Annotated in this window: 1 protein-coding gene; it reads left to right on the top strand. The window is 61.9% G+C overall.

Features of this window, described 5'->3' with window-relative positions:
• Positions 1–662 (top strand): nucleoside hydrolase (locus tag EN906_RS36200; RefSeq protein WP_164777711.1); only part of this gene is annotated, 662 nt, incomplete at its 5' end.
• Positions 663–685: the final 23 nt, after the last annotated feature.

Raw genomic sequence — 685 nt, 5'->3', positions numbered from 1 at the left:
TGCCAGAACCGACGATGAAGCTGCAGGACCGGTACGCGGTCGATTTCATCGTCGAGACGCTGATGGGGGAAGAAAGCGGCACGATCACGCTTTGTGCGCTCGGCCCGCTCACCAACATTGCGCTGGCGCTGATCCGCGAGCCGCGCATTGCACCGCGCATCAAGGAAATCGTGCTGATGGGCGGCGGCTTCTTCGAGGGCGGCAATGTCACCCCGACCGCCGAATTCAACATCTATGTCGATCCGCAGGCCGCCGATGTCGTGTTCAAATCCGGTATTCCGATCGTGATGATGCCCCTCGACGTCACCCATAAGGCGCTGACCACCGCCAAGCGCACGCAAACCTTCCGCGCGCTCGGCACCAAGGTCGGCACCGCCACCGCCGAGATGCTGGAATTCTTCGAGCGCTTCGACGAGGAGAAATACGGCACCGACGGCGGCCCGCTGCACGACCCTTGCGTCATCGCCTATCTGTTAAAGCCTGACCTGTTCAAGGGCCGCAACTGCAACGTCAGCGTGGAAACCGCCTCGGAACTGACCATGGGCATGACCGTGATCGACTGGTGGGGCGTCACCAAGCGGCCAAAGAACGCCATGGTGATGCGCGACATCGACCATGACGGATTTTTCGCGCTACTGGTGGAGAGGCTGGGGCGGCTGTGAGCCTCCTTCTCCCCGTTTACGGG

Origin of the sequence: Mesorhizobium sp. M7A.F.Ca.CA.004.06.1.1, from assembly GCF_003999135.1 — a bacterium.
Lineage (GTDB): Bacteria > Pseudomonadota > Alphaproteobacteria > Rhizobiales > Rhizobiaceae > Mesorhizobium.
Note: the sequence above shows the minus strand (reverse complement) of the source record. Positions and strands in the feature narration are given on the sequence as shown.